This window comes from Flavivirga algicola (assembly GCF_012910715.1).
Taxonomy (GTDB): Bacteria; Bacteroidota; Bacteroidia; order Flavobacteriales; family Flavobacteriaceae; genus Flavivirga; species Flavivirga algicola.
Window position 1 is genome coordinate 127,185 of the sequence record NZ_JABBHF010000011.1, and the last position, 25,033, is coordinate 152,217.

General features: G+C 32.7%; 14 protein-coding genes. 9 read left to right on the forward strand and 5 right to left on the reverse strand.

The genetic code is table 11. The features are described from left to right. From HHX25_RS17470 to HHX25_RS17500, 7 genes are all read left to right on the forward strand, one after another. Positions 1-4,239 carry a two-component regulator propeller domain-containing protein gene (locus HHX25_RS17470; protein WP_169676150.1) on the forward strand — a complete coding sequence of 1,413 codons (4,239 nt, stop codon included), beginning with the start codon at positions 1-3 and terminating at the stop codon, positions 4,237-4,239. A gap of 264 nt (positions 4,240-4,503) precedes the next feature. After that, the gene (locus HHX25_RS17475) at positions 4,504-5,052 is read left to right on the forward strand and encodes an RNA polymerase sigma-70 factor (RefSeq protein ID WP_262888895.1); all 549 of its coding nucleotides are present in this window, start codon (positions 4,504-4,506) and stop codon (positions 5,050-5,052) included. A gap of 157 nt (positions 5,053-5,209) precedes the next feature. Continuing rightward, positions 5,210-6,385: a FecR family protein gene (locus HHX25_RS17480; RefSeq protein WP_169676154.1), complete on the forward strand. Its 1,176-nt coding sequence runs from the start codon at positions 5,210-5,212 to the stop codon at positions 6,383-6,385. A 141-nt stretch (positions 6,386-6,526) separates the two neighbouring features. Further along, positions 6,527-9,847 (forward strand): TonB-dependent receptor, encoded by a 3,321-nt coding sequence (locus HHX25_RS17485; RefSeq protein ID WP_169676156.1) that lies wholly within the window; start codon positions 6,527-6,529, stop codon positions 9,845-9,847. Positions 9,848-9,866: 19 nt separating this feature from the next. Then, positions 9,867-11,354 (forward strand): RagB/SusD family nutrient uptake outer membrane protein, encoded by a 1,488-nt coding sequence (locus HHX25_RS17490; RefSeq protein WP_169676158.1) that lies wholly within the window; start codon positions 9,867-9,869, stop codon positions 11,352-11,354. 122 nt (positions 11,355-11,476) lie between these two features. Continuing rightward, on the forward strand, positions 11,477-14,782 hold the full coding sequence (locus tag HHX25_RS17495; protein WP_169676160.1) for a VCBS repeat-containing protein: 3,306 nt from the start codon (positions 11,477-11,479) through the stop codon (positions 14,780-14,782). 8 nt (positions 14,783-14,790) lie between these two features. After that, positions 14,791-18,162 carry a VCBS repeat-containing protein gene (locus tag HHX25_RS17500; protein WP_169676162.1) on the forward strand — a complete coding sequence of 1,124 codons (3,372 nt, stop codon included), beginning with the start codon at positions 14,791-14,793 and terminating at the stop codon, positions 18,160-18,162. Here HHX25_RS17500 and HHX25_RS17505 read toward each other — a convergent pair. From HHX25_RS17505 to HHX25_RS17515, 3 genes are all read right to left on the reverse strand, one after another. Beyond that, complete coding sequence (locus HHX25_RS17505; protein ID WP_169676299.1) at positions 18,159-19,133, reverse strand: glycosyltransferase family 9 protein; 975 nt, start codon at positions 19,131-19,133, stop codon at positions 18,159-18,161. The two genes, HHX25_RS17500 and HHX25_RS17505, sit on opposite strands and share 4 nt — an antisense overlap. 174 nt (positions 19,134-19,307) lie before the next feature. Continuing rightward, positions 19,308-21,041 carry an ATP-binding protein gene (locus tag HHX25_RS17510; RefSeq protein WP_205958065.1) on the reverse strand — a complete coding sequence of 578 codons (1,734 nt, stop codon included), beginning with the start codon at positions 21,039-21,041 and terminating at the stop codon, positions 19,308-19,310. 21 nt (positions 21,042-21,062) lie between these two features. Further along, positions 21,063-21,668, reverse strand: coding sequence for a DUF4254 domain-containing protein (locus HHX25_RS17515; protein WP_169676166.1), 606 nt, complete (start codon positions 21,666-21,668; stop codon positions 21,063-21,065). A gap of 165 nt (positions 21,669-21,833) precedes the next feature. Between HHX25_RS17515 and upp the strand changes: the two genes are divergently transcribed. Next, positions 21,834-22,493, forward strand: a complete 660-nt coding sequence (gene upp / locus HHX25_RS17520; protein ID WP_169676168.1) for a uracil phosphoribosyltransferase — start codon at positions 21,834-21,836, stop codon at positions 22,491-22,493. Here the strand turns inward: upp and HHX25_RS17525 are convergent. Then, on the reverse strand, positions 22,482-23,405 hold the full coding sequence (locus tag HHX25_RS17525) for a DUF6427 family protein (protein WP_169676170.1): 924 nt from the start codon (positions 23,403-23,405) through the stop codon (positions 22,482-22,484). The genes upp and HHX25_RS17525 overlap by 12 nt on opposite strands. 70 nt (positions 23,406-23,475) lie before the next feature. On the opposite strand from HHX25_RS17525, the gene HHX25_RS17530 reads away from it, so the two are divergent. Beyond that, on the forward strand, positions 23,476-23,703 hold the full coding sequence (locus HHX25_RS17530; RefSeq protein ID WP_169676172.1) for a DUF6341 family protein: 228 nt from the start codon (positions 23,476-23,478) through the stop codon (positions 23,701-23,703). On the opposite strand, the gene purD is transcribed toward HHX25_RS17530, so the two are convergent. Then, positions 23,698-24,969, reverse strand: coding sequence for a phosphoribosylamine--glycine ligase (gene purD / locus HHX25_RS17535; protein ID WP_169676174.1), 1,272 nt, complete (start codon positions 24,967-24,969; stop codon positions 23,698-23,700). The two genes, HHX25_RS17530 and purD, sit on opposite strands and share 6 nt — an antisense overlap. Between the last annotated feature and the right edge of the window lie 64 nt (positions 24,970-25,033).

The window sequence follows — 25,033 nt, forward strand, 5'->3', positions numbered from 1 at the left end:
ATGAAAAAAAATTTCGGGGCGCTCATCTTTACACTTTGCTTCTTATTACCTAAAACCCATATCTCTCAAAATTTAGGATATTTTGAACGTATTACCACTGATAATGGCCTGTCTCAAAGTGACATTAACACAATCCATCAGGACAGAGATGGTTTTATGTGGTTTGGAACCCATGATGGTCTAAACAAATATGACGGCTACAGCTTTAAAATATTTAATCCCGATTCTAATATCCCTGAAAGCATAACCAGTAATTTAATCTTTGATATTGAAGAAGATCAAAATGGGGATTTTTGGATTGGAACTACAGGAGGCGGACTCATATTTTTTGATAAATCATCCGAAAAATTTAAAACCTATACCTATAATAAGAAAGACTTAAAAAGTATTGATAACAATTATATAATCACAGTTTATATAGATCGAGAAAATCGCTTATGGATAGGAACCAGCGAAGGGTTAAATATGTTAAATTTAGACAACATTGATGGAGCAGTAGAGTTCCAGCGCTTTAAAGCACATCAAGAACCTTTCATCCCTAGTATTAATGTTAGCTCCGTTGATGCTGTTTATCAAGATAGCAAAGGGCGTATTTGGACTGGAGGGCCAGGAGGCCTTTATAGACTATCAAGAGAACGTAATGGAGATACGTATTTCAAATTCCTTAATGAAGAGGTTGGATTGCCAAATTTAGCAGTGTCCTCTATTGGAGAAGACAAAGAAGGCCGCTTAATAATAACAACCAATAAAGGTTTATTTTATCAATCTAGAATTAACACATCGCTTAAGTTCACAAAAATCCTTGATGGAAACTTTCGCTGCTTATTAGTAGACGACAACAATATCTGGGCAGGAAGTGAGAGCGGATTAAATTATTTAAAAAATTCGTCAGATAAGGAACTTCCCGAATTGCTTCAGCATTTCGAGTATAACCCTACAGACCCAAATAGTTTAAGCAAAAATATAATTACGTCTTTATTTAAAGATAAAACTGGTATTATTTGGATAGGAACCAATGGAGGTGGTATAAATAAATTCAACCCTGGAAGAAATAGGTTTGATCATGTTAGAAAAACTTTAAAGCCCAATAGTCTTAGCTATGACAAAATAAGATCTTTTTTTGAAGATAGTAACGGGAATTTATGGATTGGAACAGAAGGCGGGGGAGTAAGTATGAAACCTAAACAAAGTAATGATAATACCTTTTTTAATTTTGATACCTTAACTAATGTATTTGCCATTGAAGAAATTGAATCTGGCAACAAGAAAAAACTTCTGCTAGGCAGTAGAAATATGATAAGTTTATATACATTGGATATAACAACTCCATCTAAAATAAGCTCCAACAAAATCCTACCTGTAGAAGAAATTACTGGTGGCGTTTTTTCTATTCTTTCAGATAGTAACAAAACTATTTGGATAGGGACATACGAAGTTGGTATCTATCGTTGGACACCAAAAAAGGGTACAGATCAGTATACCACAGATATTTTTATGTCTAACCCCAATGACCCTAGTAGTATTTCAAATAATATTATTAGAAATATTTATGAAGATAGTAAGGGTAATATATGGTTTGCTACTGGTGATGGGTTAAATAGGCTCACAAAAGAAGAAGCCTTAAAAAAACATCCTAAATTTCAAGTTTACAAGCATATTATTGGAGACACAACGAGTATTAGCCATAATTATATTTTACCCATATATGAAAGTGCAAAGGGCGAACTTTGGGTTGGCACCTTTGGAGGGGGCTTAAATAAATTTATTCCTGAGAGTAAAAATAAACCAGCTAGTTTTAAATCCTATTCAGATAAAGATGGACTCCCCAATAAAGTAATTAAAGGTATTTTAGAAGATGAAAGTGGCAACCTCTGGCTATCCACAAACAAAGGGCTTTCTAAGTTCAATCCTGAACAAGAAACTTTTAAGAACTATGATGTAAATGATGGTTTGCAAAGTAATGAATTTCAAGAGTTAGCATGCCTTAAAAGACGTAATAATGAGATGCTTTTTGGAGGTATTAATGGTTTCAATTCGTTTTTCCCTAAAAATCTGGTTGAAAACACTTTCGAACCTGAAACTATTATAACTAATTTTTTAATCTCCAATCAGCCAGTATCTGTTCGAGATAAAATTAATGATCGTGTTATATTAAAAGAAACCATTAGTAAAACCCAAAAGATTAATCTTAAATATTTTGAAAACAATATCTCTTTCGAGTTTGCTGCTTTACATTATGCAGCTTCACAAAAAAATCAATTTGCCTATAAGTTAGAAGGTTTTGAAAAAGACTGGGAGCAAACAACTTCTAATAAACGTTTTGCCTCTTATACAAACCTCGAGCCTGGCACCTATATATTTTATGTAAAAGCTACAAATAATGATGGCCTATGGGATAAAACACCTTCAAAAATAGATATAAGTATAAGCCCTCCTTTTTGGCTTTCCAACATAGCATATTTCATATACTCTTTAATAATTGTAGGTCTTTTAATTGCTTTTAGAAAATATACCATAATAAATACTAATAAAAAACACCAATTAGAATTAGAACATCTGGAAAAAGAAAAAAATGAAGAATTGCAACAACTTAAAATAGAATTCTTCACTAATATATCGCATGAAATCCGCACACCTTTAACTTTAATAAAAGGACCTTTAGAATATCTTAAACAGTCTTATACACAACTAGATAAAAAAGTTGTTTTACATCAATTAAATCTGATGCAAAAAAATACAGATTCTCTATTGCGTTTAGTTAATCAGTTACTTGGTTTCAGGAAAATGGACAAAGGTAAAATGACCTTAACTCTTTACAAGAGCAATATCATTGAGTTTGTAAATGAACTTATTCAACCTTTTCAATTTCTCTGTAAAAAACGTCATATAAATATTGAAATAAATTATTCGGATGAGGATATAACGGCTTGGTTTGATCCAAATGCTGTCGAAAAAATATTAAACAACCTGCTGTCGAATGCTATAAAGTTTACTCCAGACCATGGCGTTATCGTTATCGAAATCCTTAATAGCATAGAAAACATAAACGCTGATTCAGAAATAAAAAAGCATTTGGTTATTAAGGTTAAAGACTCTGGTCCAGGTATTAAACCAGATAAAGTAAAATACATCTTTGAGCGTTTTTACGTGGATAAAAAACCTTCTAAAAAACAACTCTCTGAAGGTGCTGGTATTGGTCTTTCATATGCTAAAAAGCTGGCAGAATTACATCAGGGATCTTTAGATGTTGAAAGTAAACATAAAAAAGGAAGTACGTTTATCTTTAAATTCCCAACAAACAAAGAAGATTATTTGAATATCCCTAACATAAGCTTTGAATCTGAAGACAAGACGCTTGGGTTCATGATGCCCAACAATGTAAGTAGCTATCAAAGGGATATAAACGATGAGATTATTGATAAAATATTCTCTAAAAGAAGATCGAAATTACCAATACTTTTGATTGTTGATGACCATAGCGACATAAGAGACTTCATTGCACAAGCCCTTAATGAATATTATAATGTATATCATGCCGAAAACGGGAAAGAAGGTTTGGAGGCCGCAAAGCACCTACAACCAAATGTTATTCTTACCGATATTTTCATGCCGGTGATGGATGGCTTCGAGTTTTGCAAACAACTTAAAACGAAACAGGAAACCAGTCATATTCCAGTTATAATGATTACGGCAAAGGCATCAGAAGAAAACGAACTGGAAGGTTTTACAAATGGTGCAGATGATTATATTAGAAAGCCCTTTAATATTGACTTATTGAAGCTCAAACTTGCAAATATTTTAGACCACCGTGAACAATTAAGAAAACGTTTTAATAGAAAAATAATATCCCAACCCAAAGAAGTTGCTGTAACATCTACAGATGAAAAATTTCTACAACAAGCTATTGAAATTATTGAAAAGCACATGATGAATACAGATTTCAATGTTAAGTTCCTCGTAAAGGAAATGAATCTTAGCCGTTCTAATATTTTTATGAAATTTAAAGAACTAACGGGACTATCTTCTGGAGAATTTATTAGGAATATTCGTTTAAAGCGTGCTTTACAACTTTTAGAAACAAGTGATTTGTCGGTAAAGGAGATTATGTACATGACTGGATTTAATACAGCCTCCTATTTTTCAAAATGCTTTAAAAAACAATTTGGAGTTTTGCCAAGCGATTATATAAAAAAGATAAAATCTGAGGAAAAAATAAATGAAAGCCCATTTGATAAATAAACCTTTTTTAGTTTTATATACTTTCTTATACTTAAATTAGTAGGGGTTTTCCTTGATTTAGTCCCTGTCTTGATAAAGATTCATCGTTATTCTGTTAATTAATTATAGAATAAACTTGACTTATTCTTAATTTTTCTTAAAAAACCCTTAATTTTTCTAATTAATTATTATTTTTGATTTAATCGATTTTGTATTTCACATCTATATTTTTAATAAGACCCCCAATTTTTAATAACTCATAATCGTCTGATTATATCTTTTATTTTGAAGCTAGTTAAGAAAAATAATATGACACAAGAAGCTTATAAAAAGTTGTTTAACTCTTTTTATACGTCGCTCTGTTTATTTTCTAACAAGTACACAAATAATCTAGAACACTCTAAAGATATAGTACAAGAGGTGTTTATAAAAATTTGGAAAGATCAAATACAATTCAGTGATAATGACAACATAAAGGCATATCTCTACACCGCTGTAAGGAATAAATCTATAGATTTTATAAAAAGCAAAAAAAATAAATCCAAAACCAGTTTAGATTCAGAGTCTATAGAAATTATTACTTCTCAAACTTATTTTGAAAAACAGGTCCTAATAGAAGAAACTTCTAGATTAGTTAACCAAGCTATTAATACGCTTCCATATAAATGTAAAAGGATTATCCATCTAAGCTTAAAGGGGTTAGAAAACAAACAAATCTCGGAAGAATTGTCAATTTCATTGAACACCGTTAAGACACAAAAGCGTATCGCTTACCAAAAACTTCGACCCTTGCTAAAAGGTGCCTGCTCCTTGCTAATAACTTTATTATATTAAGCATTAACTGCTTAAAACACCATTTTAATAAAAAAACAAGCTAAAAATCAACGTTTTGTCATTTTAGAGGCAAAAAAATGACTTTTTTTTCACCCTTCCTTAATTTTTTATCGTTATACACATGTGTTGTATACAAAAACAATCCTTTTTTTATTTCATGAATAGTTTAAAAAGAATCATCTCCTTAGCAAAAAAAACAGCTTTAAGAATACTTAATGAGAAGGATATAGATCCATCAGAAATTGATGAAATTTTCTCTAAAAATGATACTGATGATATTATAAACAACCTTACAAACACAAATATTAAAAAAGAAAGGGAAGAACAATTAAAATATATAAACAAAACAAAGTATAGCGATTGGCAAAACATTAAACCAAATTCATTAGCCAGCAATAAATCGTTTAAATATGTTTATAAATTTGCTGCAATTTTAATCTTGTGCCTAACCCTTGGATATGTTTCTTATAAAAACATTAATAGACCATCTCAAATCTCTTCAGATAAAAATACCATTGGATTACCTTTTAACGACATTGTTCTAGACTTAGGCAATGGTGAAAAAGAAATTATTTCAGATAATAGTCCTCAGAAAACCATATCTAAGAATGGATCATTTTTAAATGTTGAAGACGGGTTCAAACTGGATTACTCCAATTCAAATAAGTCAAAATTTTCAGAGAAACTCATTTATAATGAATTAACCATTCCATATGGCAGGAATCTTCAAGTTATTCTGTCTGATGGTTCAAAGGTTACTCTTAATTCAGGTAGTACGCTTAGATATCCAATAAACTTTATAAAGGGGGAAAACAGAACCGTTTATTTAAAAGGAGAAGCTTTTTTTGATGTTGAAACAAATAAAAAACAACCATTTATTGTTCATACCAACAACATGAATATAACGGTTTTAGGAACTAAATTCAACGTATCATCCTATCCAGAAGACCCATACATCAATACTGTATTGGTTGAAGGTTCTGTAGCAATAAGTCCTAATTCTAACCCAAAAAGAACAACCATACTTAAACCTGGAGATAAGGCAGAATGGGTAAAGCAAAATATGGATATTAATCTTAAAACTGTAGATACTTCTATTTATACAGCTTGGACTGAAGGCAGAGTTGTCTTTGAACATATGCCTTTCAAAAATATAACAAAGAAACTTGAAAGACGCTATAACGTTTCTATTACTAATAACAACACTTCACTTGACAACGAAGACTTTACAGCTTCTTTTGATATAGAAACTATTGAACAAGTATTAAATTCCTTTAGCAAAAATTATACGTTTGATTATAATATAAAAGGGAATAACATAACAATAAACTAAACAATAACTCTTAAAAATAACTAAACTATGACATGACAATCTCTCAAACCTTGCAAAAAAAATCGGAAAATGCTGCAACATTTCCCGATTAGCTCTAGCAATTTAACAAAAATATTAAACGACTAAACACAAAACAAAAATATGAAATTTCTAATAAAGTTAGGGAATGGCATTCCCTATTTAAAGCTTGATTTAAAAATGAAACTAACTGTTTATTTATTTTTAATATCACTTTTTCAAATACATGCTAATTCTTCTTACTCACAAAACACAAAAATTACCTTAGAATTAGAGAATGTAACCATTGAAAATGTACTGCGCTCTATTGAAGCTAAATCTGATTTTAAGTTTTTATACAACGATAAAGAAGTTGATTATAAAAAATTAGTATCTATTAACTTCAAAAAAACTAAAATCAAAAAAATATTAGATACCTTATTATCTGGCACTGACATAAAATTTGAAGTATTAAACAAACAAATAATTTTAGTATCAAAATCCAATAAAGAGACTTCTTCGGCCTTGCAACAAACCGTTAAAGGTACCGTAGTAGACGAAAATGGACTGGGTGTACCTGGTGCAAGTATTATTGTAAAAGGAACAACAAAAGGTTTGGTTACGGATTTTGATGGAAACTTCAGTATTCAGGTCTCACCAGGAGATGTATTAGAAGTTTCTTTTCTAGGTTATATTACTCAATCAGTTACCATTGGCAACCAAACATCTATAAAAATTGTATTAAAAGAAGACACTGCACAACTAGATGAAGTTGTGGTAGTTGGTTATGGTACACAAAAAAGAAGTGATATTGTAGGCGCTATATCTTCTGTATCTCCAAAAGATTATGAAGAGCAGCCTATAGCCATTGCTTCAGATGTGCTTCAAGGACGTAGCCCAGGGGTACAAATAAGTAATGCCAGTGGAGCCCCTGGTAGTATCGCCGTAGTTAGAATTAGAGGAGCTAATTCAATTACCAACAATTCTGACCCACTGTATGTTATAGATGGCGTGCTTGGGGCATCTTTTACTGCATTAAATCCAGCTGACATTCAATCTATTGAAATATTAAAAGACGCATCATCTACAGGCCTTTATGGTTCTCGTGGTTCAAATGGTGTTGTAATGGTAACGACTAAAAGAGGAAAAACAGATACACCAGTAGTTGAATTTAACTCATTAATTTCAGCACAATATTTGCCGAGTAAAATTGATAAACTATCTGCAGCTCAGCATGCCGAAGTTGTTAATATAAGTAGTGGAACCGAAGAATTCTCTCAAACTCAAATCGATGCTTTTAGAACAGCAGGAGGAACAGATTGGCAAGACGAAATTTACAGAGAAGGATTTGATGCCATATTGCAAAATCATAACCTTTCTATTTCTGGAAAATCAGGAAAAATTGATTACTATATTTCTGGTAACAAAGTAGATAATGTGGGGATTTTAGAGAATAGTTTGTATGAGAGAGAAGCTGTTAGAGCCAATGTTAATTTTGAGGTAAATGAAAAATTACGAATGGGGCTTTACATTAGTTATGCAGATGAGTTGGCAAAAAACATAAACAATACCAGTTCTTTATTTAATCCAACTGCCGCTGCGCTAATTTACAGCCCTACTGTTCCAGCATATCAGGATAACGGAAGGCCGACACACACTGGAAGGTTTTCGGGAATTGCTACGTCCCCTACCGCTATAGCATTTGGAAGAAATGAAAACATATTCACTGATAATACCACCTTTAACTTTAATGTTAATTGGAATGTTACCAAAAATATTGATTATACATTTATTGGAGCGAGAAGAACACAACAAGGTTCAAATCGATTTTTTAAAGACGATTTAGCAGATCTTCAAGCGCCTCAGGCCTCTGTTACCGAGAGCCAATTCCAAACGTATCAGCATACCCATATATTAGACTACAGACCTAATATTGGTGAAAATCATTCATTATTACTAAAAGGTGTCTTTGAAGAAACATGGACAGAAATTTTTGGATCTTCAGCAACCGCAACAGGCTTAACCAATTTAGATCGTTCTTATTTTAACTTAGCACTGGCTGAAACTTATAATATTGCTTCAGGTGAAAACGAATCTTCTATCAGATCATATGTAGCAAGAATGGAATATGCTTATAAAAACAAATACTTATTATCAAGTACTGTGAGGCAAGATCAATCTTCAAAATTTCAAAACAAATTCCAAAATGCTACATTCCCTTCTGTAGCCTTAGGCTGGAGAGTTTCTGAAGAACCTTTTTTACAAGATTCTAAAACGTTAAGCAATTTAAAGTTAAGAGTTAGCTGGGGAGAAACTGGAAATGAGGGTATAGCCGCCTATAGTTCTTTTCCTTCGTTAGTTACTGGTATTGGAGCTATTGTAGATGGTTCTACCATTCAATTTGGTGTAGCTCCTGGAGGGTTAACAAATGATGATTTAAGATGGGAAACAACAGCACAATTAAATGCTGGTATTGATTTTGGATTCTGGAACAATCGTTTTACAGCGAGTGTAGATTATTATAAAAAGAATACGACTGATGTTTTACTAAGAGTTACGCCTCCTACCTATATTGGTGGTATAACTGAACTGGTAAATACTGGAGAAATAGAAAATGAAGGTTTCGAATTTATGGTAGAAGGAACCATTATCAACAATGAAGATTTTCAATGGGATGCTGCGTTTAATATCTCTACAAATAAAGCGACTGCCATTAGCCTTGGTAAGGACGACTTCATATTTCCTGGTGGTGGTTTATTCTCTGGATCTGCTGCAATTCCAACTAGAGTTGAAGTAGGAGGACGCATTGGGAATATTCAAGGATATATTAATGATGGCGTATGGGGAACAGATGAAGTTGCAGAAGCAGATGCTTTTGATGCTGACCCTGGAGACTCTAAGTATAGAGATGTAAACGGCGATGGATCAATCTCTGCTGATGATATTACAACAATAGGTAATGGAGCTCCAGACTTTACTTGGGGCCTTAATAACACCCTATCTTATAAAAACTTCACCTTGAACGTTTTTCTACAATCAATGGTTGGACATGACCTGTTGAACATTAACCGAGCATTAACTAATGGTGCAGGTGGCGATGGTTCCCTTACTGGTATTGATCAATTAAATGCTTGGACACCAGATAATCAAAATACAGTTGTTCCTTCCTTAACCTCAAATTATCTCCATAGACCTGAGGATTCTCGTTATGTAGAAGATGCAACCTTTATAAGGTTTAAAAATATAAGTTTAGGTTATAATTTACCTGAAAGCCTTCTAGAATCTACTTTCTTAGATTCTGTAAAGCTTATTTTAAGTGCCCAAAACCTTATTACCATAACAGATTATAAAGGCTATGACCCAGAGGTAAGTGCTGGTGGATCTTCCAATGTATTTTTAGGTTATGACACAGGTGTTTACCCGAATCCTAAAAGAGTAACACTTGGCGTTAATGTTAAATTTTAAAAATAAAAAAACTGTTATTATGAAAAATTATAAATTATTAATCTTAGCAGCTTTAACACTGGTTTTTAGCTGTTCTGAGTTGGAGGAAGACCCTAAAGGTATACTTACTCCTGCTACGTTTTACAAAACGCAAACAGATCTCGACGCTGGAGTAACAGCTATATATCGCCCTTATATGGAGTTTTTCTTAAATGCACAAGGATCAATCCCTACTTTAGCAGGGGATGATGTTACTTCGCGTGCAGGCTCTAATAAATCGGATTATCGCGAATTTGATCAGTTCCAATATACCGCTGGTAATAGCTGGTTAAAAGAGCATGGTTGGAATCATTTGTACCGCACCGTATTTTTTGCAAACGCTGTAATTTCAAATTATACAAATGCGCCTGAAGGAACAGAAAGAGAACAAGCTGTAGCGCAAGCTTTCTTTTTAAGAGGCTGGGCGTATTTTCAATTGGTTAGAACTTGGGGGCCAGTTCCTATAGTTACATCTGATGTAGCTACAGGAGAAGAACCTAGATCTCCTGAGAGTGATGTTTTTGATTTGGTAATTTCTGATCTTCAATTCGCCATAAACAACCTACCCGCATCTTGGCCTGGTGAACCTGGTAGACCGACATCTTGGGCAGCCAAACATATGATGGCCAAAGCATATATAACTACGGCTGGATGGCCTCTAAAAATTACAGCTAACTATGCTAAGGCAGCAGAATTGGCAAAAGATGTTATTGATAACTCTGGGCACGACTTAATGCCTAATTTTAGAGATGTTTGGCTAGAAGAGAACGATAATAATATTGAAAGTGTCTTAGCAGTACAAGCTGATAACGGTGGTGATTGGGGCTTAAGTAACAGAATGCCACTTTCTGTAGGCGCTGCTGATGATGATCCAGGCAATGGATGGGATGATTATTTTGCTGAAATTGCTTTCTTTAATGAATTTCCTGAAGGGCCAAGAAAAGATGATACTTTTAGAACAACCTTTGCTAATGGAACACTTACATGGGAGGAAACCATTCAGGGCAACCCATATTACTCGAAGCTTACAGGTTATAGACTTCCTCAAAACTGGCAATTTAGCGGTAACCCATACGTTTTAAGATTTGCAGACGCGTTACTTCTATACGCTGAAGCTCAAAATAAAGCTGATGGAGGACCAAACGCTGCCGCTTATGAAGCAGTTAACAAAGTAAGAAGAAGAGCCGCTGGTGTTAATGATAATAGTGTTGATTTATCTGGTTTAAGTAGTGATGAGTTTCATGATGCTGTTATTGCTGAAGCTGGATGGGAATTTGCTGGAGAATGGCATAGATGGTATAACTTAGTAAGAAATGAAATGGTTGCAGAAGCTACTGCCAAACGAATTACTGACGACAGAGAATTACCATTAGAAGGTGCATCTGCTGGTGACCCAGAAAGTGCATTTAGAAAATTCTATTATGCACCAATTCCATTAACGGAAATGTTACTAAGACCCGATTGGCAACAAAACGATTGTTGTAACTAAACAAAGTAAAACTTACAATAATGATAAAAACCTCATTTTCTAATATCGGATATGAGGTTTTTTTCAATACAAATGTATATAAAATCTGATTGTAGTTTCTGATCTAATAAAATAAACCGAAAATGTATCCAAACAAATTTGTTTTTATTGTTATTTCTTCTGTTTTAATCTTTTTTGGTTGTGAAAAACCAAACAAAACAAACACCTTATTTAAAAGTATTTCTAAAGAACATTCTAACATCAATTTTAACAATATCCTCACCGAAACAGACTCGCTTAATTATTTCATATATCCGTATTTATATTTAGGTGGTGGTGTAGCTGCGGGCGATATTAATAATGATGGGCTGTCAGATATCTTCTTTGTTGGCAATATGGTAGAAAACAAACTATATCTTAATAAGGGAAAGATGAAGTTTGAAGATATAACGATGTCTTCAAACCTAAAGGGAGATAGTAAATGGCATACAGGTGTAACCATGTGTGATGTAAACAATGATGGATATTTAGACATTTATCTAAATGTTTCTGGTAAAGAAGAAAATAAACAAAACAAACTATATATTAATAACAAAGATTTAACGTTTACGGAATCTGCTCAAGCATATGGTATAGCAGATAACGGATCTTCTATTCAATCTGTTTTTTTTGATTTTGACAATGACGGTGATCTGGATTTATATGTCGCTAATTACCCAGTAGCTCCCTTTGGTAGCCCTAACGCTTTCTATTTACATAAGATGAAAAACTTAAAACATGAAGAAAGTGATCATTTGTACGAAAATTTAGGGAATGGGAAATTTGAGGATATTACCCACACAAGTGGTATAGCAAACTATGGATTAACATTAGGAGTGAGTGTTGGAGATTTCAATACCGATGGTTACCAAGATATATACATATCAAATGATTTCAATACCCCAGATAAATTTTTTATAAATAATGGAGACGGCACATTTACCGATAAATTAAAGCTAGCTACATATCAAACAGCTTGGTTTGGAATGGGTACCGATGCGGCCGATTATAATAATGATGGTTTACTTGATATCATGCAAGTAGATATGACACCAAGGGATAATAGAAGAGCTAAAGAAAATATGGCTAGTATGAATGCGTCACTATTTTGGAATACCGTTAAAAGTGGTTTTCATTACCAGTACATGTTTAACTCTCTACAGCTTAACAGAGGTATCAATCCGAAAAAGGGAGTTCAGTTTAGTAATACAGCAAGAATTGCTGGAGTATCTACAACAGATTGGAGTTGGGCACCATTATTTGCCGATTTTGATAATGATGGATGGAAAGATATTTTCATCACAAATGGTATTAAAAGAGATGTAAACAATAAAGACTTTTTTAAAGCTAAAATGGCAAAAGCAAATTTTACCGGTAAAATCGATGGTTCTGCTTATCAAAAAATTCCTTCTGAACCCATAGAAAACCATGCATACAAAAATAATGGCGATTTAACGTTTACTAATGTAGGTGAAAATTGGGGCATTAATCTTAAAGGCTTCTCACACGGCTGTGCCTATGCAGATTTTGATAATGATGGTGATTTAGACTTGGTTATAAATAATATGGACCAAACGGCTAGCCTTTATCAAAATCAATTAGAAACACAAGGGAGAAATTATTTAAGGATGAAACTAAACGGAAGCCTTGAAAACCATTTTGGCATAGGCTCTAAAGTTAAACTTTATCACAAAGGAAAAATACAATATCAGGAGCTAATGTTAACGCGTGGTTATGAATCTTCGGTTGAACCCATATTGCATTTTGGTGTAGATAACATAAAAACAATAGATAGCCTTACTATAACATGGCCTGATGGAAGAAGTCAAAGCCTCGTAAATGTTAATACGAATCAGATTTTAAATATAAATTATCCTAGTACAGACCTTGGTTTAAAAACTAAAAACAAGGCTCCTAAGTTTGAAGATATAACCCAAACTGCTGCACTTAACTTTAAACATAAGGAAAATGAACACAGCGATTATCTTTTTGAGCCTCTTTTACCCCATCAAAATTCTAAACTAGGAACAGGCTTGGCAGTGGCTGATGTAAATAACGATGGTCTAGATGATTTTTATGTGGGTAATGCTCATAAGGAACATGGTGTAATGTATCTACAAAATAATGATGGTTCCTTTTCTGAAAACGCTGGGCCTTGGCTTGAGGATAATGAATCTGAAGATATGGGAGCCTTATTTTTTGATGCTGATGGAGACAATGACCAAGATCTTTACGTTGTTAGTGGTGGAAACGAATTTTTAAGAAACAAAGAACCTCTTCAAGATAGGTTATATATTAACAATGGTAATGGTAAATTTAAAAAAGCAACACACAGCTTACCTATAATGTTAACAAGTGGCAGTTGTGTGAAATCTGGTGATTATGATAATGACGGCGATCTGGACTTATTTGTTGCTGGAAGGCTAATCCCAGGAAAGTATCCGCTCGCCCCAAGAAGTTATATCTTGAGAAACGACGGTATGAAAGCGAACGAACCAATATTTACCGATGTTACTGAACAAATTGCTCCAGATGCAGTTTCTCCTGGCTTAGTTACAGATGCATTGTGGTCCGATTTTAACAATGACGACCAATTAGATTTAATTATTACTGGAGAATGGATGCCTATATTATTTTTCGAGAATAATAATGGAATATTTAAGAATAAAACAGAAACATTAGGATTACAAAATCAGATTGGTTGGTGGTATAGTTTAGCAGAAGGTGATTTTGACAAAGATGGAGACAAAGATTATATTGCTGGAAATTTAGGGCTAAATTACAAATACCAAGCTACAAATGACGAGCCTTTTGAACTCTATTCTGGTGATTTTGATAAAAACAAAAGACTCGATATTGTTTTAGGCTATCACCAAGATGGCAACAAATATCCTGTTAGAGGACGGCAGTGTTCTTCTGAGCAAATTCCTGCAATTAGTTTAAAATACAAAGATTATAGCTCGTTTGCAAATGCTAGTCTCGTAGATATCTATGGGCAAGAAAACCTTGAAAACGCTTTACATTTAAGCGCAACTACCTTTGCAAGCAGTATCATTATTAATAACAAACAAAACCCTTGGAAAATAAAACCTTTGCCTTCATTAGCACAACTATCTTCAATAAACAGTATTATTATAAAAGATTTCAATGCAGATGATAACCTAGATATCATATTAGCTGGAAATTTGTATACATCAGAAGTTGAAACCCCTAGAAATGACGCTAATTTGGGGCTTTATTTAACTGGAAATGGAAAAGGTCAATTTAAAGTCATTGATGCTTCTAAAAGTGGATTGTACCTTGATGGTGATGTTAAGCAAATCGAACTTATTAAAGCAGATAAAGGTGAATACAAAATTTTATCTGTAGCCAACGACGATTATTTGAAAATTATAAACATAAAGAACTAAAATCTTTAATGAAAGGATTAAGCATTAGTATAGAAGCTAAGATATTACTTTTTACAAGTATGTGTTTTATAATCACACTCTATTCTTGTAAAAGTGATAAAAATGAAGATACTGTAATACCACAAAATACCCAGGGTAGTCACCCAAAACTTTTTAGTCATGTGAACGCTTCAGATTCTGGTATTAACTTCATTAATCTACTAACAGAAACCGAAAACTATAATTACTTTAAGTATAGCTATTCTTATTTGGGGGGTGGCGTTGCGTCTGCCGATTTTAATAATGATGGTTTGCAGGATTTATTCTTTATTTCCAATAGTAATCAAAATACACTGTATCTAAACAAAGGTAATTTTAAGTTTGAAGACATCACAGCATCGACTGGAATAAACCCAACAGATGGCTTTAATACGGGTGTTACGGTCGTTGATATAAATCAGGATGGCTTTTTGGACATTTACATTTCTAGAGGTGGTCATCTTGAAGACAACAATAAATTTGCCAATTTACTTTATTTAAATAATGGTGATTTAACATTTACCGAAAAAGCCAAAGAACATGGGTTAGATGATTCTAATAGAACCATTCAGGCAACATTTTTTGATTATGATAACGATAATGATTTGGATGTATATCTTTCTAATACACCAAATGTTACTGCCAAATCAAAAATTATAGATTTAGAAAAAATTGGAAACGACCCTAAAACATTAAGCTTAAAAGGAAGCGATAGGTTATATGAAAATGACGGTACTGGTCACTTTAAAGACGTTACAAAAAAGGCAGGTATAGGATACGATGTCGGTTTTGGTTTAAATCCGCAAATTGGAGATATTAATAACGATGGCTGGCTAGATATTTATGTGTGTAATGATTTTAACATGCCTGACTTTGTTTATATTAATAACGGTAATGGCACATTTAAAGAACAAAGAGATGTCACCTTTAAGCATATGTCTTTTAATAGTATGGGAAGTGATTTTTCCGATATTAATAATGATGGGTATTTTGATTTGATAACTTTAGATATGAATCCTGAAGATTATGTGAGGTCAAAAACCACTATGGCAATGACTTCAGTTGGAAGGTTTGAAAAGATGGTGAAATCTGGCTACCATTATCAATATATGCATAATATGCTACAGATAAATAATGGTAATGGTACCTACAGAGAAATTAGCAAGTTATCGGGAATAGCAGATACCGATTGGAGTTGGGCCGTACTTTCTGCCGATTTTGATCTAGATGGATTAAACGATATTTATATTACTAATGGTGTTTTTAGAGATGTTATGGATAGAGATACACATAATACGACACTAAAAATTCTCAGAAAAAATAGAAGAAAACCAACTAATAACGATTTTTTGCAATTCACTAAAATGATGCCGCAGCAAAAACTTGTTAACTATATTTACAAAAATAATGGCAATCTAACATTTAGCAATGTTTCAAACCAATGGGTAGAATCTTATCCTACATTCTCAAATGGCGTTGTATATTCTGATTTGGATAATGACGGTGATCTTGATATTGTAACCAACAATATTAACGACAAAGCCACCGTACTAAAAAACAACACCATAGAACAAAATAAAGGCCAGTACTTAAAAGTAAAATTTAAGGGTCCTAAAAACAATGTGAATGGCTTAGGGGCTAAGGTTAAGTTATATCAAGATAATGGGACCATTCAAACACGTCAACTAATCAATACACGTGGGTTTTTGTCTTCTGTTTCCAATATTTTACATTTTGGTCTACCCAAAAACACTTCTATCAAAAAATTAGAAGTACAGTGGTTAGATGGGAAGCATCAAACAATTGAAAATATAAAACCTAATACGCTTCTAGATATTTCTTATGAAAGTTCGATAAATGGAATAAATTCATCAGAAACAAAAATTAATAAGATATTTTCGAAGCTAACAGCAAATTACAAACACAAAGACCCCTATTTTAACGACTATGACTTGCAGGTTTTGTTACCTCACAAATTGTCTCAAACAGGACCTGCGTTAGCTAAAGGGGATGTTAACAATGATGGCATTGATGATATTTATATTGGTGGTGGACGCGACCAGTCTGGGCAACTACTAATTGGAAAATCAAATGGAGCCTTCCATACTAAGTCTATAGCCGATTTTAGCAATGATAAATCTTATGAAGACCAAAGTGCAGCCTTTTTTGATGTCGATAATGATGGTGATCAAGATTTATATGTAGTAAGCGGTAGTTATGAGCTTTATAACACGCCCAAACTAATGCAAGACAGGCTTTACATTAATGATGGTAGCGGCAGATTTACTACTGCTCGAAAGAATGCTTTACCCGAATTTACGTCTTCAGGTTCTGTAGTTGTTCCTTCCGATTTTGATAACGATGGCGATGTAGACCTGTTTATTGGAGGCCGAGTTATTCCTGGCAAATACCCTAATGCACCAACAAGCACATTGCTAATTAACGAAAAAGGAATTTTTACTATAAAAACTAAAGAAATAGCTCCTGAGCTTGAACACATTGGAATGGTAACCAGCGCGGCCTGGGATGATATTAATAACGACAATAAATTAGATTTAATTCTATCTGGTGAATGGATGGGGATAGAAGTCTTTATTAATCAAAACAATAAACTTATTAAAAGTGACCGTCACAAAAACCTTTCTGAAACTGTAGGCTGGTGGAACAAATTGTTGGTCGTAGATGTTGACAACGATGGCGATAATGATATTATAGCAGGAAATCTAGGTTTAAATTATAAGTTTCATGCATCAAAAGAAAAACCGTTTCAAATCTATTCAACAGATTTTGACTCGAACGGAACTGAAGATGTTATTCTTGCCAAAGAATACAATGGAAAAGAAGTACCTGTTAGAGGGAAAACTTGTATGACTCAACAAATCCCTCACCTAGCACAAAAAATTTCTAATTATAACGATTTTGCAAATAGAAATCTTGAAGGTATTCTAGGAGAACAAATTAATAACGCTTTAAACTATAAGGCAACGGAATTTAGATCTGGTATCTTTATAAATAATGGTATATCTGGATTTACTTTTTCCGCATTTGAAAATACTGTGCAGCAATCTCCAATAAATAGTATGGTTTATTATGATATTAACAATGATGGGGTTAAAGATCTTATTTTGGCAGGAAATAATTACCAGTCGGAAGTAGAAACTACAAGAGCAGATGCTGGAATTGGAAATATTTTACTAGGTAAAAAAGATGGCAGTTTTGAAAGTATGCCTCATTTAAAATCAGGTTTCTTTGCAGATAAAGATGTAAGGCATATGGAGTTAATCGAAATGGGGGACGAAAAAATTATTTTTGTTGCAAATAATAACAATTACCATTCTTTGTTTAAAATAAATAAACCTTAGCTCAATGTCTTTATTTTTTCAACAATAGTTTCAGGTAAAATACTTCGAGACACCTCTTTATAACTCTCAGGATATCTATTTCCATAAACTGAGGTTGGAATTTTAGGAAACTGTTTTCTGTCTGATAATAATCCGTAAGCCTCAGGTTGATTAAAAGGAGCAAACCCAGCATATGGATGGGTAACTCCCCAAATAGTTACAACTTTAACCCCTAACATAGCAGCGATGTGTGCATTCCCAGAATCCATTGAAAGCATAACCTCTAGATTTGAAATAATGTCTAATTCCTCATCTAATGATAATTTACCAGCTATATTTACTACATTATCAAATTCGTGTTCAAAGTCATTTAAAATTTCTATCTCTTTTTCACCTCCACCAAATAAAACAACTTGATAATTCAAAGAAATCATTTTAATAACCTCTTTCATTAAGCCTAAAGGGTACATTTTACTTTCATGGGCTGCAAATGGCGCAATTCCAATTTTCCTTCTGGAACTTCCCTCTAATAAATCTTGACATTTGTTTGATAAAGTTCTTTTTTTAGGAAACTCTAGATTTGATAAATCTATTTTAAACCCAAGTTTTTCAAATACATCGGCGTAACGTTGATGTGTCGTTTTTAATGCTTTAAAAGCCTTCCCAGAAATTAAGGCTTTTTTCTCTTTCCTCCCCTTGTCAATCTGAATAAAAGGTTTACCGACTAAAAGAAACTTCAATATATTACTACGAAGTACATTGTGTAAATCGGCAACTATCTCAACGCCCAATTTCTTAAGCTCCTTTGATAGTCTATACAGCCCCAAAACACCTTTATGCTTTCCCTTTATTTCTGCATGGAAGACAGAAATATTTGATAAATCTCTGAAAAATGGTTCAAAAAATTCACGTGTTAAAATTGTAATCTTAACATTAGGATATTGCTGTGAAAAAGCCCTCAAAACAGGAACCGTCATAGCAACATCACCCATTGCAGAAAGGCGAATTACTAATATATGTTTTGGTTGTTTGGACAAATAGTTAAAAATTTTTGGACATTTTTGGACATTTTTGGACATTCGAAAGCCCTCAAAAACAAGCATCTAAAGAGATTTATTAACAAAAAAGTGCCTTTATTAACATTTTTATGGACATTTTATGGACATTTACTTCTCTTTGTTGTTAGTTTTTCTAACTATATCAATGGCTTTATATATAACCTCCATTTCCTTAATATAGTTTTCTCCTAATATATACTTAGTACTTTTGCCACTTCCTACTTGCTCAATCATTTTATCATTTACAAATTTATCCACGCGCGCTCTAACTTGTCTTCTAGACAATTTCCCTTCAAATAAATTAGCAAAATCTCCCATTTTAGCAAAATCTTCTTTATCTAAAAACTGAATAATCTTAGCTAAAACCTCATTATCATCAGGCTCAAGTAAATTATAATACTTCGTTTTTTCATCAGTAAACTCATAATAATCTTTTGAAAGTATATAAAATATTGCATTCGTTTTACCCCTCCTTTCTATAAGTTTTTTGTCAAGAAGTTTATTTACTTGTTCTAAATCAAGATTCTTCTTTGGCAATCTTTCCTTTATTTTATTTAACGTTATAATTTCTAAAACCGACAATTTTTTATGCTTTGGAAGTTCTTTTTGAATAGAATCAATAAATAAAGCAAACGCTCTGTCCTTTATTACCGCGGACAACTTTAATGTGACATGAAAAAAATCAGATTTTGAATAATCTGGTTCAGATTTGCCTTCTGAAAGCATGTTATAAAAAATTTTATCGACACCTTGACCCGAACGTTCAACAATTCCTGTTTTCTGCAAAACATCAGCTAATAATCTATTTCTTGGTGTGCTTGGCGTAATTAGTAAATTGTCTAAGGTAACTCCAATAGGAAAACCTCCAGCATTAATAATATCCAGTCTTTGCGGAAATTGTTTTATTACAATCTCCGATGTTCTTCTATAATCTCTATGAGTAATTGCATTATTTAAAGACTCCCTAATCACTTCTTCATTAAAATAAGGAATATTAAAAATATACGCCCCATCTTGAATTGGAAAACTCCCATTTCTTAAATTAATTGTATTCCATAAGGTATCTATCAATTTGAAAAAAGGCTGAATATATACTAATCTATTCTCAAAAGGTATCTGATTTTCTAGACTCCTATATTCTAAGATTATAGAAGCCTGTGGAAGTAATTTTTTTATAATCTCATCCTTTCCTAAAAGAATTAAAGCAGCATTTGTCAATTTTCCATTAACTAATAATTCTAAATCTGACAATATTTGTTCATTAGATAAAGTTCTAAATTGTGGATTATTTTGCTTTATTGAATATTTTTCTTTTAAGATTTCTATTGCTTTCAAATCTAAATCTGAAATACTTAATCTTCTACATATTTCTTTTGAAAAATCCGAATCCTGTTCATTTAAAATTTTTAAATAAACTTCATCAGACATTGCTTTTAATTCTTCTCCCACTCTCATTAATGAGACATCCTCAAATTTAAAAACTTTACCAACTGGACGAGAAGGGACTTCAATAACCAAAACCCTCTTTGATTTTTCAAATAACTCATAGACTTTAGGCCTAATTCCTGTATCTCTATAAATATTAGCCTCTAAATCACCTATAGAGCCAAGATTTTGATTTGTGCCTACAACTTGGTGCGGGTAATTATCTGACATTCCGATAACCATATACCCCCCTTTTTCATTACAAAGAGCAGTCACATAACCAAGAATACATCGTCTTCTATCGGAAGGTTTCGTTTTACTACCACCATCGTACGATATATTACCTCTTTCTCCTTTTTTAAATTCAATCTTGTCTTCTGACTCTTTAAGATTTTTTAACTCTTCAATAGTAATCATAGACAATAATTTTCATTCTTTTTATTTTTGTCCCCTCAATACAGGGTTCAGCTCATCATCATTGTACATTTTCATTTGCTTATAAACTTTCATATACTTATCGCCATTTTCAATATCACTAAGAAGAGTGTCAATTGCTGTAGATAAGTCTACACGCTGTTCCAATAAAATATCTAGTTTTTTCTGACAGGCATTTCTATGAGCATCAGAAGCATCCGTTCTTGTAGCTTCTTCATTCATATGATAAATTTTCAGTGCTAAAATAGATAATCTATCAACTCCCCAAGCTGGACTTTCTGTATTAATAGTCGCATCTACTTTAGCTTCAACATCTTTATATTTTTCAAGAAAATAGCTGTCAATATATTCAACCATATCCGTTCTGTCCTGATTTGAAGCATCAATTTGACGTTTCAATGTTAAAGCAGCAACAGGGTCTATTTGAGGGTCTCTAATAATATCTTCATAATGCCACTGCACCGTGTCAATCCAGCATTTCCTGTATAATAAATGCTCTAATAAGTTACTCTTATCGTACGCATTTTCAAATGGCTGATCTACTGTGTTGATTATATGATATTTTTCAATAACCTCTTGAAATATTTTATTAGCTTTTTCTGTAAACATATTGTCTTTGTTTTTAAAGTGCAAACCTACGAAAATTCTACATAATTAGCACCTCTTTATATTCATGCCGATTAGTAGTTCTCATTTAACTAAAATAAGTATGATAACTGTAAATATACTCTATATTTAACTAACTTTACTATTTGTAAAAAGACATGAAATTCTATGACTATTCATAATATCTCTAAAGAAAACTCTATATTAAACACTTTTATTTCAGAAATTAGAAATGTTAATATTCAAAATGACAGTATGCGTTTCCGAAGAAATATTGAGCGCATAGGCGAAATATTAGGTTACGAAATGAGTAAATCTTTAAATTATACTTCTTCGACTATTAAAACGCCTTTAGGAAAATGTGATATTAGTTTATCCAATAATGATATTGTATTATGCTCTATTTTAAGAGCTGGTGTCCCACTACATAATGGATTACTTAACTATTTTGATACTGCTGAAAACGCCTTCATTTCAGCTTATAGGCATCACAAACACGACCCCGAAAGTTTTGAAATTATTGTAGAATATCTAGCATGCCCGAATCTAGAAAACAAAACACTTATTCTTGCAGATCCTATGTTAGCAACGGGGCAATCTATGGTGGCAACTTTTGAAGCTTTAAAACCATTTGGAACGCCTAAAGAAGTACATTTAATTAGTGTTATTGGAGCTCAAGAAGGTATCGATTTTGTTAAAAGTCATTTTGATAACAAAACACATTTATGGATTGCAGCTATTGACGATAAATTAAACGATAAAGGTTATATTATTCCAGGACTAGGAGATGCTGGCGATTTGGCTTTTGGTAAAAAGCTACAACAATAAGGTTATAAATGGGATGATAATAAGTAAAGAAAGAAACACTTCTTTAAACCATTTATCTTGAATAATCTCAATATAATTTGATACGATAACAGCTAGAGGGGCAAACATAAATAAAAATTCACTCCCATCCTTTTTAGGGGCATGGAGCACTATTAAAAAAGCAATTACCACTGCAAAAATGATAATTTTAAAAGAAGCTCTAAACGCTTTTTTCTTCTTTTTGATGTTCTGCGAATAAAATATAGACGACCAAATTCCAAAAGATATCAGTAAGGTTATGGCAACCAAATATTTTGCAGAATTATAATTAATAAAATCATAACTGACCCCAGGTGTAATATCAAATATTTCGAAAAAATTATTATATATAATCACTGAGGCACTTACAGAAATCACATAAACGCTAGCAACTCCCATAAAGGGAATGATCCAATGCCTTAATTTGTTATCTGGATACAAAATCAGTGAAATCATTATTAAAGCGAAAAATAGAATAGCCCAAAAATAAAATAAGGACGCAATAGCTATCCAAAATGCAGCATCGAACAATTTCTGTTTTACATCTTTTTGAGACCATAAGCTCATTATACGCCTTAATCCCAATAAAATAAAAAAATTTGATAAAATGATTCCTGTATTACTGGTCGTATGAACAATTAATAATAAAAACAGGCTAAACAATAAAATCTCATAGTTGTTTTTTACTGCAAGATTGTTCTTGTTGGCAATAAAATTTAAAAGTAAAACAGATATATAGCAAATAAAAAGTTGTGCCAATTGTTTTAATATAAATATCAAAGTTATTGGTTCGTTTACTAACCTAATTCTAGCTATTACGAAAGCTAAAAGCGTAATAAAAAAAACAATGATGAAATTTATTGATTTAGATTTACTAAAAATGCTTGTTATCATTAACTCTTTTTGTATTTTTGTTCCGTAAATATACTAACTATAAATGGTTAGAAAACAATAATAAAAACACATGAAAGATTTCTTTTACGCTATACAGGATTTATTTGTTGATGTTCTTTTTGCACCGTACGATGCTTTAAGGGCTCTTGAGCTAGAAAATTGGTTTGCAGCAAATACAGTTTCATGGATTTTCCTTGCTATAGGTTTTGTTGCTACGGCTTATTGGATGAAGCAACTTAAAATATTTAATGATAACAACGAAGAAGACAAAAGTGTTTCTTCTCATTCATTCTTATAAATCGAACCCTATATCTTTACGATAATTCATCTTATCAAAATGTAGCTTTTCTATATTTTGATAAGATTTTTTTATGGCTTCTTGGTATGTATCACCGTATGATGTAATAGCCATAACACGCCCTCCAGAAGTAATTACCTTACCTTCGCTTAATGTTGCACCCGCATGAAAAGGAATAGACTCTTTAATGTTTTCTATCCCTGTAATTTCTTTTCCTTTTTCATAAGCTTCGGGGTATCCTCCAGATACTAACATGATAGTGGTCGCTGCTCGCTCATCAATTTCAATATCAATTTTGTCCAATGTCCCCTGAGACATGGCTTCAAGTATATCTACAAGGTCATTTTTTAATCTAGGAAATACGACTTCAGTTTCTGGATCCCCCATACGTACATTATATTCTATCACCTTTGGGTCGTCTCCAACTTTTATAAGCCCAATAAATACAAATCCTATATAGGGTAAATTATCTTTTTTTAACCCTTCTATAGTAGGTTTTACAATACGCTCTTCAATTTTATTAAGGAATTCATCTGTTGCAAAAGGTACAGGTGAAATAGCTCCCATGCCTCCTGTATTTAATCCTGTATCGCCTTCACCTATTCGCTTATAATCCTTTGCTGTTGGTAAAATTTTATAATTTGTACCATCAGTTAATACAAAGCAACTTAATTCTATGCCATCTAAAAACTCTTCAATAACTACTTTAGTACTTGCTTCACCAAATTTAGCATCAAGCAGCATGCTTTTTAATTCAGCTTTAGCTTCCTCTAAATCATTCAAAATAACAACACCCTTACCTGCAGCCAATCCATCTGCTTTTAGAACATAAGGTGCATTTAACGTTTCTAAAAATGCATAGCCCTTTTCTACCGTTTCTTTAGTAAAGCTCTCGTAGGCTGCTGTTGGAATGTTATGTCGATATAAAAACTCTTTAGCAAACTCTTTACTACCTTCTAATTCTGCTGCTACTTTTTGAGGTCCAATAACAGATACATGCTTAATGGCAGCATCGTTTAAAAAGTAATCGTGAATACCATTAACCAACGGGTCTTCAGGGCCAACAACAACCAGATCGATACCTTCTTTTAAAACGAGTTCCTTAATAGCATCAAAATCATTTACCCCAATATTTACGTTAGTAGCAACCTGAGCCGTTCCAGAATTTCCTGGAGCAACAAATAGTTGTTTACATTTTGCGCTTTGAGCAATTTTCCAGGCAAATGTATGCTCTCTCCCTCCAGAACCAAGAATTAAAATATTCATTTTATTTTATTTTTTAAATCCCCACTAAAATGAGAATGATCATGTATTTGTTTTTAAATGTCAA

Excerpts from the sequence above, each read along its gene's own strand:
- HHX25_RS17510 (WP_205958065.1), bottom strand. The coding sequence starts at position 21,041 with ATGATTACTATTGAAGAGTTAAAAAATCTTAAAGAGTCAGAAGACAAG.
- purD (WP_169676174.1), bottom strand. The coding sequence starts at position 24,969 with ATGAATATTTTAATTCTTGGTTCTGGAGGGAGAGAGCATACATTTGCC.
- HHX25_RS17480 (WP_169676154.1), top strand. The coding sequence starts at position 5,210 with ATGAATAGTTTAAAAAGAATCATCTCCTTAGCAAAAAAAACAGCTTTA.
- HHX25_RS17530 (WP_169676172.1), top strand. The coding sequence starts at position 23,476 with ATGAAAGATTTCTTTTACGCTATACAGGATTTATTTGTTGATGTTCTT.
- HHX25_RS17470 (WP_169676150.1), top strand. The coding sequence starts at position 1 with ATGAAAAAAAATTTCGGGGCGCTCATCTTTACACTTTGCTTCTTATTA.
- HHX25_RS17485 (WP_169676156.1), top strand. The coding sequence starts at position 6,527 with ATGAAATTTCTAATAAAGTTAGGGAATGGCATTCCCTATTTAAAGCTT.
- HHX25_RS17495 (WP_169676160.1), top strand. The coding sequence starts at position 11,477 with ATGTATCCAAACAAATTTGTTTTTATTGTTATTTCTTCTGTTTTAATC.
- HHX25_RS17500 (WP_169676162.1), top strand. The coding sequence starts at position 14,791 with ATGAAAGGATTAAGCATTAGTATAGAAGCTAAGATATTACTTTTTACA.
- upp (WP_169676168.1), top strand. The coding sequence starts at position 21,834 with ATGACTATTCATAATATCTCTAAAGAAAACTCTATATTAAACACTTTT.
- HHX25_RS17505 (WP_169676299.1), bottom strand. The coding sequence starts at position 19,133 with ATGGGTGATGTTGCTATGACGGTTCCTGTTTTGAGGGCTTTTTCACAG.
- HHX25_RS17490 (WP_169676158.1), top strand. The coding sequence starts at position 9,867 with ATGAAAAATTATAAATTATTAATCTTAGCAGCTTTAACACTGGTTTTT.
- HHX25_RS17525 (WP_169676170.1), bottom strand. The coding sequence starts at position 23,405 with ATGATAACAAGCATTTTTAGTAAATCTAAATCAATAAATTTCATCATT.
- HHX25_RS17515 (WP_169676166.1), bottom strand. The coding sequence starts at position 21,668 with ATGTTTACAGAAAAAGCTAATAAAATATTTCAAGAGGTTATTGAAAAA.